This is a genomic window from Marinobacter nauticus ATCC 49840, from assembly GCF_000284615.1.
Classification (GTDB): Bacteria; Pseudomonadota; Gammaproteobacteria; order Pseudomonadales; family Oleiphilaceae; genus Marinobacter; species Marinobacter nauticus.
Genome location: NC_017067.1, coordinates 3,236,825 through 3,253,215, shown reverse-complemented (window position 1 = coordinate 3,253,215; position 16,391 = coordinate 3,236,825). Strand labels below are relative to the sequence as shown.

Below are 16,391 nucleotides of genomic sequence, written 5' to 3'. Positions count from 1 at the left end.
GGAGAGGGTTCGACCTTGGTCGGAGATCGGTTGTTTCGTGATCGGAATATCGCCATTATTGCGTAAGTAATCTAAATAAATGGCGGCTATCTGCCATTCAAACAGGTGTTTGTTTGTTTCTTAGTGTCATTTTGTAGTAAAAGAACGAAAGTTTTGCTTCTGCTGGATAGTCAGGGCTGGCAGAACCATTCTCCGCGCAATCGGTCCGTGCCAAAAGCCATACCGATAACCGTTCGCGCGGCAGGAAAAATGAGAAAGCTGTTCTATGCTTGAGAGAGGTCAATCACGCAGCTCAGCCTTTCTTACAAGCTGACGTTTCCACAAAAAAATACTGCATACCATCGCAGCTTATCGACTTCGCACCGTCTTTGGTCGCTGATCGTGGCCGGCGTTGCACCTTTTGATGCCAAGGGGAGGGTTTGATGTACCAGGATGATGATCCCATTGAAACCAGTGAATGGCTGGATGCGCTGGAATCTCTGATCGAGAACGAAGGCGTAGACCGTGCCAAATACATTCTTGAACGGCTTTCCGAGCGAGCCAGCCGTGATGGCACTGAACTGCCTTATTCCATAACCACGCCATTCCGTAACAGCATCCCTGTGACCCAGGAATCTCGCATGCCGGGCGATCTGTTCATGGAACGTCGCATTCGCTCGCTGATTCGATGGAACGCCATGGCCATGGTGGTGCGTGCCAACAAGCGCCCGGGTGACCTTGGTGGCCACATTTCCACTTTCTCCTCAGCAGCCACTCTGTACGATGTGGGCTTCAACTATTTCTTTCATGGCGGTGGTGAGGACCGTGCTTCAGACCTGGTGTATTTCCAGGGCCACGCGTCGCCGGGCATTTATGCCCGTTCCTTCCTGGAAGGTCGCTTCAGCGAAGAGCAACTGGACAAGTATCGCGAAGAAGTCGATGGCGAAGGCCTGTCTTCTTATCCACACCCCTGGCTGATGCCGGATTACTGGCAGTTCCCGACGGTTTCCATGGGACTTGGGCCAATTCAGTCCATCTACCAGGCCCACGTAATGAAGTACCTGCACAGTCGCGAGCTGATCGACATGGACGGCCGCAAAGTGTGGGCGTTTGTCGGTGACGGCGAGTGCGACGAACCGGAAACTCTGGGCTCCATCTCCAAGGCGGGCCGCGAGAAACTGGATAACCTGATCTGGGTGGTCAACTGCAACCTGCAGCGCCTGGATGGCCCGGTTCGGGGTAACGGCAAGATCGTACAGGAGCTGGAAGGTGTGTTCCGTGGCGCTGGCTGGAACGTCATCAAGGTGGTCTGGGGCCGAATGTGGGATCCGCTGTTCGACAAAGACGAAGACGGCGTGATGCAACGGGCCATGGACGAGCTTTGCGATGGCGAACTTCAGAACCTGACGTTCAAGGGCCCCGCCTATACCCGCAAGGAATTCTTCGGCAAGCATCCGGAGCTGGCCAAGCTGGCGGAAAACCTGTCGGACGAGGATATCAGCAAGCTGAACCGCGGCGGCCACGACCCTTACAAGGTCTACGCGGCTTATCACAAGGCCGTGAACCAGGCCAACGGCAAGCCGACCGTGATTCTTGCCCACACTATCAAGGGCTATGGTTTTGGTGCGGCGGGCGAAGCCCAGAACACCGCGCACTCTTTGAAGAAGCTGGACATCGATACCCTGAAAGCGTTCCGGGATCGTTTCGGTGTGCCGCTGAAAGACGAAGAACTGGAAGACGTACCTTATTACCGTCCGGCGCCGGACAGCCCGGAGCTGGTCTATATGAAGAAGCGCCGGCAGGAGCTGGGTGGTTTCTATCCCAAGCGCAACAAGGATTGCCAGCCGCTGCAGATTCCCGAACTGGATATCTTCAAGCAGGTACTGGAAGGGTCTGACGGCCGTGAGATCTCTACTACCATGGCCTTTGTCCGCATTCTGAGTGCCCTGGTCAAAGACAAGCGCATCGGCAAGCGCGTCGTGCCTATCGTGCCGGACGAAGCCCGTACTTTCGGTATGGAAGGCATGTTCCGTCAGTTGGGTATCTACACGGCGGAAGGCCAGAAGTACGTGCCTCAGGATCGTGACCAGATCATGTACTACCGGGAAGACAAGAAGGGGCAGATCCTGCAGGAAGGCATCAATGAAGACGGTGCCATGTCCACCTGGATGGCGGCGGCTACGTCATACAGTACCAACAGTTTCCCGCTGATTCCGTTCTACGTGTTCTACTCCATGTTCGGCTTCCAGCGGGTAGGAGACCTGGCCTGGGCCTCGGGCGACATGCAGGCCCGCGGCTTCCTGATCGGCGGCACTGCCGGCCGGACTACTCTGAACGGTGAGGGCTTGCAGCACCAGGACGGCCACAGCCACATTCTGGCCAACACCATTCCCAACTGTAAGGCCTACGACCCGGCTTACGGCTACGAGATGGCCGTGGTGATCCGTCATGGTATGAAGGAGATGTTTGAAGACAACCAGAACGTCTTCTACTACCTGACCATCGAAAACGAGAACTACGAACAGCCGGCTATGCCGAAAGACTCTGAAGACGGCATCATCAAGGGTATGTACAAGTTCGAGTCGGTGGAAACCAAGGGCCGCAAGAAGAGCCCGCGGGTTCAGCTGCTGGGCTCCGGCGCGATCATGAACGAGGTCCGTGCCGCGGCGCAGATGCTGAAGGACGACTGGGGTGTGGCCTCGGATGTCTGGAGTGTCACCAGCTTCAACGAACTGGCCCGTGATGGCCAGCATGTGGAGCGCTGGAACCACCTGCACCCGGATGACAAGCCGCGCAAGGCCTATGTTACGCAGTGCCTGGAAAAGGCTCAGGGCCCTGTGGTGTCGTCTACCGATTACATCAAACTGCACTCTGAGCAGTTGCGGGCATTTATCCCGAAAACCTACATGACCCTGGGCACCGACGGTTTCGGCCGCAGCGATACCCGCGAGAAGCTCCGTAACTTCTTCGAGGTGGATCGTTACTATGTGGCGGTGACTGCACTGGCCGCCCTGGCTAAAGATGGTGAGATCAAACAGGAGCAGGTTCTCGAAGCCATGCGCAAGTACGGAATCGATCGCAACAAACCGAACCCGGTGCTGAGCTAAGGAGACCGCCATGAGTGAACAGGAAATCAAGGTTCCCGATCTCGGCGGTGCTGATGAAGTCGAGATCATCGAAATCATCGTCAGTGAAGGGGATTCGGTAGAGGAAGAAGATCCGATTCTGACCGTGGAATCCGACAAAGCCTCGGTAGAACTGCCGGCCCCCGCCGCCGGCAAGATCACCAAAATCACCGTCAAGGTGGGTGACAAGGTGAAAGAGGGCGACGTGATCGGCATGCTGGCCGCCAGCGGTGATGCTGGGGGCTCGGACGATGCCGCGGATGATAAGTCGGAACAGACCGAGGAAAAATCCGAGGCGCCATCTGAGGCCAAATCGGAAGACGCCAAGCCGGCTCCGAAAAAGAAGAAGTCTGGTGGCTCTCGCACCGAAGTGGTGAAAGTGCCGTCGCTGGATGGCTTTGAAGATGTGCCGGTGATTGAAATCAACGTGGCTGAAGGCGATACGGTTGGTGAGGAAGACCCGCTGGTAACAGTGGAGTCCGACAAGGCCACCATGGAAATTCCATCGCCCTACGCGGGCAAGATCGGCAAGATTCTGGTGAAGGAAGGCGACAAGCTCTCCGAAGGTTCAGACCTCCTGGAAATGACCATCGAAGACGATGGTGACGACGAGGACGAAGCGGCAGATTCCGGTGACAGCGCACAGGCAGACAGCCAGGAAAGCAAACCGGAGAAACCCCAGGGCAAACAGGAATCCGAGCCTCAGCCGCAGGGCTCTACCTACGAGCCACCGTCACCTGGCACCAAGGTGCACGCCGGTCCGGCCGTGCGTAAACTTGCCCGGGAACTGGGGGCAGACCTCACGCGCGTGAAAGGTTCAGGCCCAAAAGGCCGGATCGTGAAAGACGATGTCCACGCCTACGTGAAGAGCCAGTTGCAGCAGGCCCAGCAGGGCAGTGGCGTAGCCACTGGCTCTGGCATTCCGGGCGTGAAGCTGCCGGACTTCAGCCAGTTTGGTGAGATCGAGCGTGAAGGTATGTCCCGCATGATGGCGGCCACCGCCACCAACATGCAGCGCAGCTGGCTGAACGTACCTCACGTGACCCAGTTCGACGATGCCGATATCACCGAAATGGAAGACTTCCGCAAGGCCCAGAAAGCTGCCGGTGAAAAGCGTGGTGTGAAGATGACCCCGCTGCCGTTCCTGCTCAAGGCCTGCGCTGCCGCGCTGGCGGAACTGCCTCAGTTCAACGTGTCTCTGGACATGGAACGCAAAGAGGTGGTGCGCAAGAAGTACATCCACATCGGCATTGCGGTGGATACACCACACGGCCTTATGGTGCCGGTGATCCGGGATGTAGACCAGAAGGGCCTGTGGGAACTGGCGGCCGAAAGCGCCGAGTTGGCCCAGAAGGCGAGGGACAAGCAGCTGAAGCCGGCAGAAATGCAGGGTGCCTGCTTTACCATCACCAGCCTGGGCGGCATTGGCGGCACAGCGTTCACGCCGATCGTGAATACGCCGGAAGTGGCGATCCTGGGTGTGTCCAAAGCCTCCATGAAACCGGTGTGGGACGGCAGGGAGTTCCAGCCGCGGCTGATGCTGCCGCTGTCGCTGTCTTACGACCACCGCGCGGTGAACGGAGCGGATGCTGCCCGGTTTACCAACCTGCTGACGCAGCTGCTCGGGGATATTCGGACCCTGCTGCTGTGATGTAGCCTTGTTGGTCGCACTGCGACGGTGTCGTTGCAGTGCGACCAGTCTTCCGCTCGGGCCTGGTCAGCTCGGCCAATGTCTGCACGTTATGAGCCACCCACCATCAGTGTCACAACAAACGACTGTGATACGAGGCTCCCATGACTCCCTCAGAACTGCTTTCCAGGCCATTCACGCTGCCGAATGGATCGGTTGTCCCCAATCGCTTTGCCAAGTCCGCAATGAGCGAAACGCTGGGAAGCATTGATAATCATCCGACTAAAGAATTGATCACTCTGTACAGAGCCTGGGCAGACGGGGGTGCCGGGCTGTCGATCACTGGCAACGTAATGATTGACCGGAGGCACATCGGGGAGCCGCAAAACGTCGTGGTTGAGGATGAGGCCGATCTGGATCTTCTCAAGTCCTGGGCCAGGGCCGGGCAGGGTGGCGGGAAACAGATCTGGATGCAGCTCAATCATCCAGGCAAGCAAAGCCCGAAGATGCTTAATAGAGACCCGGTGTCTCCAAGCGCGATTCCCTTCAAGAAGGACCTGCGGGGGATGTTCGCAACCCCGCGTGCGCTCACGGGGCCGGAGATTGATGACATTATTCGTCGCTTTGCGCAGGCCGCAGCCGTCGCCAAAAAGGCGGGATTTGATGGTGTACAGATTCACGGGGCCCACGGGTATCTGGTTAGCCAGTTTTTGTCTCCCCATCACAATCAACGCACTGACGATTGGGGTGGTTCTGCGGCGAACCGGCGGCGCTTTGTACTGTCTGTGTATCGAGAAATCCGAAAGGCTTGTGGCAGGGAGTTTAATGTTGGTATCAAACTGAATTCGGCTGATTTTCAGCGCGGGGGCTTCAGTGAGGATGAGTCTCTGGCTGTGATCAAGGCGCTGGTGGCCGAGGGCGTTGATCTGGTGGAAATCTCAGGAGGAAATTATGAAAACCCCGCCATGGCGAAAGGTGCCGGAACCGGAGAGATGAAAGCCAGTACCCTGGCGCGGGAAGCCTACTTTCTGGAATTTGCTGAAAAAGTCCGTGAATTGGCAGACGTACCCTTGATGGTCACGGGCGGGTTCCGCACAGAGCGGGGGATGGCGCAGGCCATCGATTCTGATGCCACAGACCTGGTGGGTCTGGCAAGGCCCTTGGTTGTGGAGCCTGATCTGCCGGCTCGTATTATGGCGGGCGATCCGGTTACCAGTGCGGTCAAGCCTATTAAAACCGGCCTTCGAATGATCGACGATATGGCTCTGATGGAGGTTAGTTGGTACACCCGTCAGATCGGAAGGATTGCCCGTGGCAGGGCTCCAAAACAGCACGACCGGGGCCTGTTATCCCTGATGGAGGTGCTGGCGGTTATGGCCACCCGAGGCGTTCGAACACGGTTGCGGGCGGGCAGCTAATCGGAGAGCCGGCTGTCCCCAGGGGGCAGCCGGCCGCCTTTCTGATCAGTTGGCAAAGAACATCCAGTCGAAATAATCGTGCAGATCCTGCATGGCCCAGGCTTCTGCAGGTTGGGTCAGTTCGAACAACAGGTTTTGGTCTTTGGCGAGTTTCATGGCGTTACCTCACGTCGTTGCGATAGGAATGCGAGTTCGCTGTCGCCAGCGTATCAAGGCTTTTGCATTGGTCATGCCAAATCTTTTGACTGAAGGTAAGTCTATGAAAATGTTAAGTAAGGAATAATTGGCTTTGAAGCTGGAAGGTGAGAGCTGAGCAGGAATGGTGCCGGCGCACCATCCTGGAACGAAAAACCCCGGCCGAAGCCGGGGTAATTCTGAGTTAACTTCTGATAGGAAGGATCAGAAGTTGTACTGTGCTGCGAAGAGCAGGCGACTTGCATCACCATCGGTGCCGTCGACGTTTTCACGCTTCAGGAACTGATACTCGACGCCCATCATGACGTTCTTGAGTGGAGTCCACTTGTAGTTGGCCATGATCGCTTGATTGCTCTCGCTTTCGTCGGCAACAGCAACGCCATCATCTTCGGCATCATCCCAGTCGACTTCGACCAAGCCGTAACCGATATTTATGCTCCGGCCGTTGCCAAGATTTACGCCGGCACCGATAGAGCCGCCGTAGCCAGAGATGGTCTCTAGGTCGCCACTGCTATCAACGTATGCGCTGTCGGCACCAAAGTTATCGCCGGAACGGTAGAGGTAGCTGTTGGCACCATCTGTGTAGGAAAGTGTGCCTTGAACGGTGATCATGTCAGTGAGAGCCATTTTTGCTGCCACAAATGTCGCAAAACCGAAAGCGCTCTCATCGTCATTGCCATCGTCATAGCCAACCTGATGAGCTAGAACTGCGGCTGAGTAGCTCATTCCGCCGGCAGAATCCTCAAGTCTGGCGGTGATGGCCGGCATACTGTCTTTGCCATCTGCGTTGTTGATAATGCTGTTATTCGGCTCTTCCAAAGAGAACGACAGAGCTCCGGTAGTGTAGCGAGCTTGAGCGACTCGTCCCTGCAGGCCTGCAAGGCCAGGCAGTGAGTCGAAGTCAAGGGTAGCGGTGTTGCCTACGAAGCTGGTGAAGTTCGACCAGGTCTGCCCCATAAGGACGCCCTTGTACTCGCCGAAAGCGTGACGAAGGCGAAGGTTGCCCGGACGGAAGTCGCCTTCTACGGTAACGTTGAGACCTTCGGGAGAAGTGGTTTTAAAGCCGAGACGACTCTGGACGGCATCAGCTCCGAAGTGGCCATCAGCGGCGTCGTCATTGCCAGCCAAGCCGTCGTACGAACCAGAACGTGTGCTCAGCGACTGGTCGCTGTCCACGTCGTAGGAGGCGTTCAGACGAGCGTAGCCGTAAACATTGACATCGTAATCTCCCGCACTGAAGCTGACAGCGCCAGCCTGGCTCGCCATGCCAAGAACCGTTGCGGCCGCCGTCGCACGAATTGCCATTCTTAATTTGTTGCTTTGCATTGTTGTTGTCTCCACACGTTTATTGTTGTTGGACCCACAGACAAAGTAGTTACGAATCTATGACAATTCAAACAGAATCGGTGATTATTTAGACGAATGTCTATAGGCCTTCGATTCAGTCATGGTGGCATCCGGAGGAGTACTTTGGTCGTAATGGGCAAGATGACTTTCAAACACGAGATGCTATCTGAACCTACGTTTGCCTTCGTCGATATTGAAACCACCGGCGGCAATGCCCAGCGGGATCGGATCACCGAAATTGGTATCCGCTTCTGGCGCAACGGGGCCGTTGTGGGGGAATGGCAAACGCTCCTGAACCCGGAAGCCCGGATCTCCGGGTTCATCGAACGACTGACGGGTATCTCCAATGCCATGGTGGCGAGTGCCCCTCGTTTTGAGACCGTTGCCGACGAGCTGGAGCGGCACCTGGACGGGTGCATTTTTGTCGCCCACAACGCACGCTTTGATTACGGTTTTATCAAGAGTGAATTCCGCAGATTGGGGCGTCTGTTCAGTGCCCGGGTGCTTTGCACCGTTCGACTTTCCCGGGCGCTCTATCCGGAGGCCGAACGCCACAACATGGATGCGCTGATCGCCCGGCACGGATTACCCGCTGTTGAGCGCCACCGGGCCATGGGCGATGTCACTGCCATGCTGGCGTTCTTTGAACACACCTTGCTTGAGCATGGCGAAGACACCGTTGGTGCCACCATCAACCGCCTGCTCCAGCGCCCCAGCACACCCTCCAACGTACCCGCGGAAATGCTCGCTGATTTGCCGGCGGGGCCCGGTGTGTACCGGTTTTATGGAGATAACGATGTGCTGCTGTACGTGGGCAAAAGCACCAATATTCGCCAGCGGGTGGCCTCGCATTTTTCCGGTGATCATCAGAGCAGCCGTGGAATCCGACTGTCCGAAAGCCTGCGCCGGGTGGAGTACACCGAAACTGCCGGAGAGCTGGGTGCCCTGTTGCTGGAACTCAAACAGATAAAGACCCTGAGCCCGCTGTATAACCGTCGCTCACGGGCGGCGAAAAGCCTGGTCAGCATCGCCCTGCACCCGGACAACTCCGGCTACCTGAATGCCGAGTTGGCCAGAACCATCAAGCCGGACCGGCTGGGAGATTACTTCGGCCTGTTTCGCAGCAAGCGGGACGCGTTAAGTGCGTTACGGGGCATCGCCAGCAAAAACGACTTGTGCGGAAAACTCCTGGGACTGGAGCCGGCAACCCCGGGACCATGCTTTCTACGATCCCTGGGGCGGTGCAAAGGTGCCTGTGAAGGCGCGGAAGACGTCATCCGGTTCAACCTGCGCATGCAGATTGCTTTCCATAATCTGCGTCTGAAAACCTGGCCCTGGCCCGGCCCCGTCGCCCTGGCCGAAGAAAACCCGGAAAACGGACGCACGGACTGGCTGATCATCTGGAACTGGATTCATATAGAAACGCTGCGCAGCGACCAGTACACCGAGGCCGATCTGTACGACTATCAGCCCGGGGAAGACCCGGTCACCTTTGATCTGGATTCCTACAAGCTGCTCATTAAAGCGCTCCTGGGGAAAGATCGAAACCACCATCGCATCATCGAGTTACATGCTATAACACAACCGGCTGTTCTTATGCCCTGAGTGGCGTATTATGGGGAGGAATCCATCCACTCAGAGAGAGATCCATGAACAGAGAACCTGTCTCCCGCGAACTTTTTGATGAAGTCATGGTGCCCAACTACGCCCCCGGAACCATTATCCCGGTGCGAGGCGAAGGCTCCCGCGTGTGGGATCAGGAAGGCCGAGAATTCGTGGATTTGCAGGGTGGTATTGCCGTCACCAGCCTGGGCCACGCCCATCCGGGGCTATTGGGTGCGTTACAGGAACAGTCAGAAAAAATCTGGCACCTGTCGAACGTCATGACCAACGAGCCTGCCCTGCGGCTGGCCAAAACCCTGTGTGACCTCACCTTCGCCGAGCGGGTGTTCTTTGCAAACTCCGGCGCTGAAGCCAACGAAGCTGCCTTCAAACTGGCCCGTCGCTACGCCTGGGAACACTACGGTCCGGAAAAACACGAGATCATTTCGTTCAAGAACTCCTTCCACGGCCGCACCCTGTTCACCGTCAGCGTGGGTGGCCAGCCCAAATACCTGGAAGGCTTTGAACCGGCCCCCGGCGGCATCCATCACGCCGAGTTCAATAACCTGGACTCAGTAAAAGCGCTGATCTCCAAAGAGAAAACCTGCGCTGTCGTGGTCGAGCCGGTCCAGGGCGAAGGCGGCGTCATGCCGGCAGATCCCGAATTCCTGCAAGGGCTGCGAGAGCTCTGCGACGAACACAACGCCCTGCTGGTCTTCGACGAAGTCCAAAGTGGCGTGGGCCGCACCGGCTACCTGTACGCCTACGAAATGTACGACGTAACACCAGATATCCTCTCCAGTGCCAAAGGCCTGGGTGGCGGCTTCCCCGTTGCCGCCATGCTCACTACCGCCAAAGTCGCGGCCAGTCTGGGCGTAGGTACCCACGGCAGCACCTACGGCGGCAACGCGCTGGCCTGCGCTGTGGCCCAGAAAGTCATCGACACCGTCAGCCAGCCGGAAATCCTCAAGGGCGTCAAAGCCCGCTCCGAGAAATTGCGCAAAGGCATGATGGACATCGGTGAACGCTACGGCGTGTTCTCCGAAGTTCGCGGTGCTGGTCTACTCTTGGGTTGTGTGCTGACCGAACAGTGGCAGGGCAAGGCCAAAGACTTCCTGAACGCCGGCCTGGATGAGGGCGTGATGGTCCTGGTAGCCGGAGCCAATGTGGTGCGGCTGGCGCCTTCGCTGATCATTCCGGAAACGGATATTGAAGAAGCGCTGGAAAGGTTTGAAGCTGCAGTGAAGAAGATCACGGCTAAGTAAAATGTAGCCCCTGGGGCTGGGTTCCCCTTCCGGAAATTTCGGAGGCCATGGATGGCCGGAGAGAAGCGCACAGGGATGTGCTTGTAGCGGTTTCCGGAAGGGGAACCCAGTTCCAGGGGCGGGCGAGCCTGCTCCAAAAATCCTGATGGTTCGATAGAGGAGCGCACCATGTGGCGAGTCAGACCAGCCAAACTGGATGACCTGCAACAAATCCTGGACATAGCCGGCGCCCAAACCGCCAGGCTCTCGTCCACCCTGCCCAAAACCGAAGAAACCCTGGCCCGGAAAATCCAACACGCCCGAGCCTCCCTGGCCGACAACGCCCCCGAAGGCACTCCGCGCCGCTTTCTGTTCGTACTCGAAAACACCGACACCGGCGAAATCGCAGGCACCGCAGGTATCGACAGCCGCGCCGGCAACGGCCACCCGTTTTACAATTACCGGCGTGACTACCTCATCCACGCCTCCCACGAACTCAACGTCTCGCGCCGCGTCGAAGTCCTGTACCCGAGCCACGCCCTGACCGACCTGACACTGCTGTGCTCCTTCACCCTGAAAGAACAACACCGCAACACCCCGGTATTCGAGCTGCTATCCCGGGCCCGAATGATGTTCATTGCCAGCCACCGGGAATGGTTCACCAACCGAACGGTGGTTGAAATCCAGGGCATACAGCACGAAAACGGCAGCGTGCCCTTCTGGGACAGCCTGGGGCGACATTTCTTCAATATGGACTTTGAAACCGCCGATCAATACTCCGGGCAGCTCAGCAAAACCTTTATTGCCGAACTCATGCCGCCGAACCCGGTGTACGTCACCCTGCTCAGTACCGAGGCTCAGGAAGCCCTCGGCCAACCACACCCGCTGACCGAACCCAACTATCAGCTACTCCAGCGCGAAGGTTTTCAGCCCGGATGCTACGTCGATATCTTTGACGGCGGACCGGTGATGGAAGTGCGCACCGACAGCCTGAGAACCCTGGTGACCAGTCAGCCCAAAACACTGCACGGCAGCCACCAGAACGATGGTGAAACCTGCCTGATCAGCGCCGGCGAAGGTGAGTACTTCCGTTGCCTGTTGACCCCGGTGGCAGAAACGTTGGCGGATGATGTGAAAGTGCCGGTGAGCACCTGGCATGGCCTGGAAAGCAGCGCCGGCGACTCGGTAAGGATTTCACCGTTATGAGCATGCAAATACAGGGGAGGGCGTAACATGCTGGTGATCCGCCCGCTTCAGTCTGACGATCTGGAAGACCTCTATGCCATGGCCCAGAAGGCCGGCAAAGGCCTGACCACACTGCCCGCCGACCGGGAACTGCTTCAGCGCAAGATTGATCGCGCCCGTGAATCCTTCAATCAGCGCTGTGCGCCGGAAGCGGCCCTGTACTTGTTTGCGCTGGAAGATATTCAGGCCAGGAAGACCGTTGGCATCAGTGGTATCGAGGCCCGGGTTGGCCTCGAAGAAGTGTTCTACAATTACCGGCTGAGTGTCACGGTCAATGCATCGAAAGAGCTGGGTGTGCATGTGCGCACGCCCACGCTGAACCTGTCCAACGACATGACCGACACCACCGAAATCTGCTCACTGCTGCTTTCCGACGAGTATCAGGGGGGTGGCAACGGCCTGTTGTTATCCCGCTGTCGTTTTATGTTCCTGGACGATTTTCGCAAACGTTTTTCCGACAAGGTTTTCGCGGAAATGCGTGGGGTCTCGGACAAAGATGGCAAAAGCCCCCTGTGGGACGCCCTGGGCAGCAAGTTCTTTGACATGGAGTTCAGCCAGGCCGACATGCTCTCCGGGCTCGGCAATAAATCGTTCATTGCTGAACTGATGCCGAAATACCCCATCTACCTGCCGATGTTGCCAGACGCTGCGCGGGCGGTCGTTGGCATGGTGCACGACAATACCCGGCCGGCGCTGAAGATGCTGCAGGCCGAAGGTTTCAACTTCAACGGCATGGTGGATATTTTCGATGGCGGGCCTGTGGTTGAAGCCTTTGTCCATAACATTCGTACGGTGCGGGAAGCGGTCAACCGGCATGCCATGGTGGTCAATCACAGCATGGATCTGGATGTGCCGGCAGAGCAACGGGTGATGATCTCGAACCGGTCGTTCCGGGACTTTCGGGTAACCACCATACCCATGAACTGCATCGGGCCCGACACTGTCAAAATTCCTAGAGTGCTGGCGGAGGCTCTTTTAGTGGAGTCGGGTGATCCGGTGCGTATTGCCCCCTTGAAGGAGGGTGCTTTGTCGCCCATCCGTCCAAACAATTCCGAACCGGGAGGTGGTAAACAATGGCAAACCTGACAGGCAATGTGTACATCGACGGGCTCTGGCTGCAAGGCCACGGAGTGCCCTTTGAATCGGTGCAGCCGGTAACAGGTGAAACGGTCTGGGATGGCAATGCCGCCAGTCTCGAAGATGTTGACGCAGCGGTTCGGGAAGCTCGAAAGGCGTTTCTGGCCTGGCGCCGGAAAAGTCTCGCAGAACGCCAGGCGGTGATTGAGGCCTTCGGCGAACTGCTTGAGGCCAACAAGGAAGAAATGGCCCATCAGATCGGCCTGGAAACAGGAAAGCCTCTCTGGGAGTCCCGCACCGAAGTGGCGGCCATGATGGGTAAAATTCCGATCTCCGTGAAAGCCTACAACGAGCGTACGGGGCACACTGAATCTGACGTGGCCGGCGGACATGCGGTGTTGCGCCACCGCCCCCATGGCGTGGTCGCCGTGTTTGGCCCCTATAACTTCCCGGGCCATCTGCCCAACGGGCACATTGTGCCGGCCTTGCTGGCCGGCAATACCGTGGTGTTCAAACCCAGCGAACTGACCCCGGGGGTGGCGGAACTCACTGTCAGGCTCTGGGAAAAAGCCGGTCTGCCGGATGGGGTGATCAATCTGGTTCAGGGCGGTTCCGATACCGGCAAGTGCCTGGCCCGCCACCCGCTGATTGACGGTTTGTTCTTTACCGGCAGTTCCACCGTCGGGCACCTGCTGCACGAACAGTTCGGCGGCCAGCCGGAAAAAATCCTGGCGCTGGAGATGGGCGGTAATAACCCTCTGATCGTTCAAAATGTGTCAGATCTGGATGGCGCCGTGCACCACGCACTGCAGTCCGCGTTCCTGTCGGCCGGCCAGCGCTGTACCTGTGCTCGCCGGTTACTGGTGCCCAAAGGCAAGAAAGGCGATGAATTTCTGGCACGGCTGGTAGAGGTGGCGGCCCGCATCACCGTGGCGGAATTCGATGCTGACCCGCAGCCGTTTATGGGCTCGGTGATTTCTGCCGATGCGGCAGACCAGCTACTCAAAGCTCAGGCTGGCATGCTGGAAAAGGGTGCGAGCTCGCTGCTGGAAATGAAACAGCTCAAGCCCGATACAGGTCTGTTGTCGCCGGGGATTGTGGATGCGACCGGGATAGAGCTGGAAGACCAGGAGTTTTTCGGTCCGCTGCTGACGGTGTACCGCTACAAAGGCTTTGATGAGGCCCTGGAGCTTGCCAACAACACTCGCTACGGCCTGTCTGCCGGCATCCTGAGCGATGACCGCAAACTCTATAACCGCCTGGTGGAGGAAGTGCGCGCCGGTATTGTGAACTGGAATCGGCCACTTACCGGGGCAAGCAGTGCCGCACCGTTCGGTGGTGTCGGTGCCAGCGGTAACCATCGTGCCAGTGCCTATTACGCGGCCGATTACTGCGCCTGGCCGATGGCCTCTCTGGAAGCCGGCAAGAGTGAGCTGCCGGATAGCCTGGCCCCGGGCCTGAACTTTGACTGACAGGAACAGCTGCCATGGTTAAACATGCGGTAGAAGCAAACTTCGATGGCCTGGTGGGACCGACCCATAACTACGCCGGGTTGTCCTGGGGCAATGTGGCCTCAAAATCCAACGTCAATGCGGTGGCCAACCCCAGGGAGGCGGCACTCCAGGGATTAGCGAAGATGAAGCGGCTGGCGGACCGGGGCTATGTGCAGGGCATTCTGCCACCCCACGAGCGCCCGCACATTCCCACTCTCCGTGCGCTGGGCTTTGAAGGCAATGAGCGCCAGATTCTGGAAGCCGTAGCCAAGGCAGATCCCGCCATTCTGGCGGCGGTGTCGTCGGCGTCCTGCATGTGGACAGCGAACGCGGCTACCGTCTCTCCCAGTGCCGACACAGCCGATCACCGGGTGCACTTCACCCCGGCCAATCTCAGTGCCAAGTTCCACCGCTCCATTGAACACCAGGTCACGGGTCGTTCGCTGAAAGCGATTTTTGGTGACGAAAGCTACTTTGCCCATCATCCGGCGCTGCCGTCAGTCAGTCATTTTGGCGATGAGGGGGCGGCCAACCACACCCGCCTGTGCAGTCGCTACGGGGAGCCGGGCGTTGAGCTGTTTGTGTATGGTCAGGTCGCGTTCAATGAATCCGCTCCGGCGCCAAGCAAGTACCCGGCGCGCCAGACCCTCGAAGCGTCACGCGCCATTGCCCGCCTGCATGGCCTGACCGATCGCCATGCCGTGTTTGCCCAGCAGAATCCGGCGGCTATCGATGCCGGCGTGTTCCACAACGATGTGATTGCGGTCGGTAATGGCAATTGCCTGTTCTATCACGAGCAGGCTTTTCTTGAGGAAGCCCGGGTGCTGGCAGACATCCAGGAACGCCTGACCGGTGCCGAGCTGGAAGCCGTGCGTGTTTCATCAGCGCAGGTGCCCATCGAAGATGCGGTGGCCTCCTATCTGTTCAACAGCCAGTTGTTGAACACTGCCGATGGTATGCTGCTGGCTGTACCGGGTGAGTGCCGCGAAGTGGCCTCGGTCAGCCGGTATCTGGATGAACTGGTGAAAGCCGACACGCCGATCACCGCGGTGGAAGTGTTTGATGTCAAACAGTCCATGCGCAATGGTGGCGGGCCTGCGTGTCTGCGCTTGCGGGTGGTGCTCAACGACGACGAGCTGCACGCTATCAACCGGGGTGTGATCCTGACCGATGCGCTCTATGAGCGACTGACCTCCTGGGTTGAAGCCCACTACCGCGACCAGCTCAGCCAGCAGGACCTGGCCGACCCGATGTTACTGGAGGAAGTGCGCAAGGCGCTGGATGAACTGACCGGTATTCTTGGCCTCGGCAGCATCTACGATTTTCAGTTGTAAGGCTGGTCAGCTCAGCGTACCGGCTCGCTGGAGATAGACCGGGTGAGCATATCCATGGTGTGACGAATGAGTGCTTCGGAAGGAAACTCCCCGGCCTCGGTGGATTCCGCCTGGCACAGCATGATCACGCCATGCAGGGCGCCGCGCAGGTAAAGCGCGGTTTGCGCTGGCGACTGGATACGGTCGCGGCTGATGGTGCCGTCTTCCAGGCCAAGATGAATCGCCGCTTCCATCAGCACCATCAGTTCGTTCTTTGAACACAGCATCTCCCTGGCCTGGTCTTCTTCCGCATCGGCGATGGCGGTGGAAGCCTTGGTCAGAGCGGTGAAGTAGTCCGGAGCTTCCACAAAGAAACGGTAATAAGCTTCTCCCATGGCGCGAATCTTCCCGAGCCCGGTATCGGTTGCCTGCATCGCCCGCTCAAACCGGGTCACCAGATCCTGCCCGGCCCGCAGCATGATGCCTCGCTGGATGGCGGCCTTATCCTTGAAATAGACATAGAGCAGAGCCCGGCTCAGGCTGGCTGTGCGCGCAATGTCGTCCATGGAGGTGCGGTCGTAGCCCTTTTCTGAGAATACCAGTTCGGCGGCGTCCAGAATGGCGTCGTACCTGGCCTGTTTTTCCCGTTCCCGTCGTGACTTCAGCGGTTCATTCATTGTGATCCCGAGCTTTCCGGCTTTGGCTGCATGATAACTGATAACC

Annotated in this window: 11 protein-coding genes; 9 read left to right on the top strand and 2 right to left on the bottom strand. The window is 58.0% G+C overall.

All coding sequences use genetic code 11. From position 1 onward, the window contains the following. Window positions 1-422 precede the first annotated feature (422 nt). From aceE to MARHY_RS15110, 3 genes are all read left to right on the top strand, one after another. Window positions 423-3,086, top strand: coding sequence for a pyruvate dehydrogenase (acetyl-transferring), homodimeric type (gene aceE, locus MARHY_RS15120; RefSeq protein WP_011786740.1), 2,664 nt, complete (start codon window positions 423-425; stop codon window positions 3,084-3,086). A gap of 10 nt (window positions 3,087-3,096) precedes the next feature. Next, complete coding sequence (aceF, locus tag MARHY_RS15115; protein WP_014422574.1) at window positions 3,097-4,755, top strand: dihydrolipoyllysine-residue acetyltransferase; 1,659 nt, start codon at window positions 3,097-3,099, stop codon at window positions 4,753-4,755. Window positions 4,756-4,898: 143 nt separating this feature from the next. Then, window positions 4,899-6,152, top strand: a complete 1,254-nt coding sequence (locus tag MARHY_RS15110; protein WP_014422573.1) for an NADH:flavin oxidoreductase/NADH oxidase family protein — start codon at window positions 4,899-4,901, stop codon at window positions 6,150-6,152. Window positions 6,153-6,551: 399 nt separating this feature from the next. On the opposite strand, the gene MARHY_RS15105 is transcribed toward MARHY_RS15110, so the two are convergent. Next, window positions 6,552-7,673, bottom strand: coding sequence for a DcaP family trimeric outer membrane transporter (locus MARHY_RS15105; protein WP_041655074.1), 1,122 nt, complete (start codon window positions 7,671-7,673; stop codon window positions 6,552-6,554). A 162-nt stretch (window positions 7,674-7,835) separates the two neighbouring features. On the opposite strand from MARHY_RS15105, the gene MARHY_RS15100 reads away from it, so the two are divergent. The 6 genes from MARHY_RS15100 (at window position 7,836) to astB (ending at window position 15,689) form a co-directional block, all read left to right on the top strand. Then, entirely contained in the window at window positions 7,836-9,299 is a 1,464-nt protein-coding gene (locus tag MARHY_RS15100; protein ID WP_041655618.1) for an exonuclease domain-containing protein, read from the top strand. A 44-nt stretch (window positions 9,300-9,343) separates the two neighbouring features. Next, entirely contained in the window at window positions 9,344-10,561 is a 1,218-nt protein-coding gene (locus MARHY_RS15095) for an aspartate aminotransferase family protein (protein WP_014422570.1), read from the top strand. Between the two features lie 168 nt (window positions 10,562-10,729). Continuing rightward, complete coding sequence (locus tag MARHY_RS15090; RefSeq protein ID WP_014422569.1) at window positions 10,730-11,746, top strand: arginine N-succinyltransferase; 1,017 nt, start codon at window positions 10,730-10,732, stop codon at window positions 11,744-11,746. A 27-nt stretch (window positions 11,747-11,773) separates the two neighbouring features. Next, complete coding sequence (gene astA, locus MARHY_RS15085) at window positions 11,774-12,871, top strand: arginine N-succinyltransferase (RefSeq protein ID WP_014422568.1); 1,098 nt, start codon at window positions 11,774-11,776, stop codon at window positions 12,869-12,871. After that, window positions 12,859-14,334: a succinylglutamate-semialdehyde dehydrogenase gene (astD, locus tag MARHY_RS15080; RefSeq protein WP_014422567.1), complete on the top strand. Its 1,476-nt coding sequence runs from the start codon at window positions 12,859-12,861 to the stop codon at window positions 14,332-14,334. Before astA ends, astD begins: the two co-directional genes overlap by 13 nt. Before the next feature lie 14 nt (window positions 14,335-14,348). Continuing rightward, entirely contained in the window at window positions 14,349-15,689 is a 1,341-nt protein-coding gene (gene astB / locus MARHY_RS15075; protein WP_014422566.1) for an N-succinylarginine dihydrolase, read from the top strand. Between the two features lie 11 nt (window positions 15,690-15,700). Here astB and MARHY_RS15070 read toward each other — a convergent pair whose 3' ends face one another. After that, on the bottom strand, window positions 15,701-16,345 hold the full coding sequence (locus MARHY_RS15070; protein ID WP_014422565.1) for a TetR/AcrR family transcriptional regulator: 645 nt from the start codon (window positions 16,343-16,345) through the stop codon (window positions 15,701-15,703). Window positions 16,346-16,391: the final 46 nt, after the last annotated feature.